Origin of the sequence: Arhodomonas sp. AD133 (assembly GCF_051195215.1) — a bacterium.
Lineage (GTDB): Bacteria > Pseudomonadota > Gammaproteobacteria > Nitrococcales > Nitrococcaceae > Arhodomonas.
Genome location: NZ_JBNAZM010000111.1, coordinates 1 through 2,918, shown reverse-complemented (window position 1 = coordinate 2,918; position 2,918 = coordinate 1). Strand labels below are relative to the sequence as shown.

The 2,918-nt window shown below is 58.6% G+C and carries 1 protein-coding gene; it reads right to left on the bottom strand.

The features are described 5' to 3' along the window. Window positions 1-530: 530 nt before the first annotated feature. Window positions 531-2,918, bottom strand: a 2,388-nt coding sequence (locus ACPEES_RS23065; RefSeq protein WP_435106794.1) for an RHS repeat-associated core domain-containing protein, incomplete at its 5' end; no start/stop codon positions are given.

Sequence of the window (2,918 nt, the reverse complement as noted above, 5' to 3'; positions counted from 1 at the left end):
CGGCTGCTCCTCTACAGTGCCCTACGTTATACACGTTTCTCGCAGGTTACTGTCGGCAAGCAGGTTGACACGTAGGGCCACTCTTAAATGATGGCACAACAGCATCAAACTGAGCCTGAAACCTCTCACACCACTAGCGCCACAACATCCTTATAATAAAAATCAAAGCTTTGATATAAGCATCTCTATCCCGCCTGTGTCGCGCCCCTGACTCTCTCGATATTTCAACCACTCCCTCAATCGTTTCTTCAACTGGGTCTTTCTATTCCCGAGTGTTAAATCATCATATGAATTAAGCACAGATATATTAGAATCAATCTTACGCTCTAACGCTGACATGCCTCCTTCGCATCCCTTCTCCATCAGGCGATTTCTAAGCGAAAGATTAAAAAGCAGATTAGCCGAATCTGACGTAGCTGACAGCGCCATCCAATCCCGCTCCACTTCCGACTTGCCCACGGTATAGCCAAACCAATACACGATCGTAGAAAGAAGGATAGCTACCACAGCCTTGAATAACGGTCTCAAACTTAGGCACTCCCATCATTCGACCCCAAACACGCATTCGTACACGACGGGTCCGCTTTGTGTCCTACACAAGCCGCCAAAAGCGTTTCCGAGCAACGTATACACCCCCACTTCTTAACGGGGTCCCGGATGAACTGACACTTCCCCGTAGGATACCCACCCTTTCCAAGCATTTTCTTCGCATAATCCCAACACTGGCCGTTGGTCCAGCACTTTTTTGGCGTAAAGCGAAAACCGAGCTTTTTACAATCGACTCGGGCGGCAGCAAGCCCGTATTCATCCGTGTAAACAGTCGGCCTCGCTTCCGCATACAAATACGTATTAATGCCACCCTTCAAACCAATAGGATCGGACTCTATGTACCGACCGGTATCACTGTCGTAGTCTCTTAGATAATTGTAATAAAACCCAGAATGGGCATCGAAATATTGCCCAGGAAAACGCCAATTAGATCTCACTTGAGAAACCGGTGAATGAACGCTCCCAAACGACTCATAATTACCTGACCAAGAAGCGAATCCGTTCCCCCGAACCATTTTCACCGGAGCACCCAAATGGTCAGAATGATAGTAATGCCGTTGCCCTTCGACCTCGGCCCAGACTGGATCGCTTCCCCATGTGCTGTTCGGCACGAATCCGTATCGCCGAATGGCAGTCCCTGCTGCATCGTATTTGGCGATAAGCCCCTCGTTCGCATAAAGGAAGTACGTGCGCTCACCGTCGACCTCCTTCCACAATCGCCGACCGAAGAGATCATAAGCATAGCGGGTAGCGAGGCCATCGGGGCGCTCCACGCGTTGCAGGCGATTGTTCAGATTGTAGTCGTACCGTGTGGTTTCGTTCCCTTCGGAGCGCCTGACGGTGCTGCCATTGGCGTCGTAGGTGAAGGTGACGTCGTCGTAGCCAAGCAGCTGATTAGCAGCGTTGTAACGCCACTCGCCCTCGGTGTCGGCACTGGTGAGCCGGTTGCCCGCCGGGTCGTAGGTGTAGTGCTCGTCGGCGAGCGCGGGGTTCTCCGCGTCGGTGAGGCGGTCGAGGCGGTCGTAGCTGTATTCGTAGCGCCCGTGCTCGGTGGCCTTGACGGTGATGTTGCCGGCCTCATCGTAGGTGTAGCGGTAGTCCATGATGGTGGCATCCGCCGGGTCTTCGCCGCGAATGCGGGTGGGGCGCAGGAACCCATCATAGGTGAAGTGGCGCTCGCCGCCGCCGGGCAGCAGCACGCGGCCGGGCTTGTGCCACTGGAACTGGTCGCGCACGAGGTGCGCGCCGTCGGGGAAGTCGATGCCGGTCAACAGGCCCGCGTCGTTGTAGCTGAATCCGTAGCGATCGCCGCCCGGGTAGGTGAGCGCGCGCTTCTGGCCGTTGGCGGTGTAGTCGTAGCGAAAGGTCTTGGTGAACGGTCCGAAGTCGACGGTGGTCGTGGTGCGGCGGTCGAGGCGATCGTAGCCGTACGTGGCGGATGTCTCGCCGTCGTCGTAGCCAGCCAGCTTGCCCGCGTCGGTGTACTCGAAGGTAATCCGGCGCGCGGGTGTGCCCGTCGCGGTGTCCGGGTAGTAGGCGGTGGCGGTACGCCGGCCGGCGGCATCATAGCTGTGCGCCGTGCGTTGGCCCTTGGCGTCGATCTGAGCCTTGAGTTTACCCGTTGGTGTGTAGTCGTAACGCCAGGTCTCGCCGTCAGGCCAGATGGTCCGAATCTTCTCGCCGCGGCGGTTGTAGTCAAACCGACGAATGACGATGTCGCGCTGGTTGGTCACCGCGCGCAGGTTGTCGGCATCGTCGTAGGCATAGCGCACGGTGTGGCCCATTGGGTCCTCGGTAACCACCCGCCGGCCCAGAGCGTCGTAGGTGTAGCGGGTGGTGCGATCGGCGCTGTCGGTCACGCTGGTGCGGTTGCCGGCGGCATCGTAGGTATAGTGCTCGGTCTCGGTGAGCCCGGCGGGTGTGGTGCGGGTGACCTCAATCCGGTGGCCGCGGGAGTCGTAACGGTAGCGCTCGGTGTAAGTGGGCAACTCGATGCGCGCCAGGCGCGTGCGCCCGGCGTTGGCGGCGTCACCACCGTAGTGGTAGGTGATAGTATTGCCGACGCCGTCGGTGACGGTCTTCACTCGATTGCCGCGATAGCTAAACTGCCGTTCCTTACCGCTGGCATCGACCATCCGCCGCAACTGACGGTTGGCCGCGTACTCCAGCGTCATTTCGCCGCTGGCGGGATCGACGACGCGAGTAAGCAGCCCGGCGTCGTCGTAATGAAAGGTGGCAGTCCGGTTGGCCGCGTCGGTGACGCTCACGCGGTGGCCGGCGCCGTCGTAGGCAGTCTTGGTCGTGCGATCGAGCGGATCGGTCCTAGAGGTGCGGTTGCCGGCGGCGTCGAAGGTCCGGGTCCAGCGCTC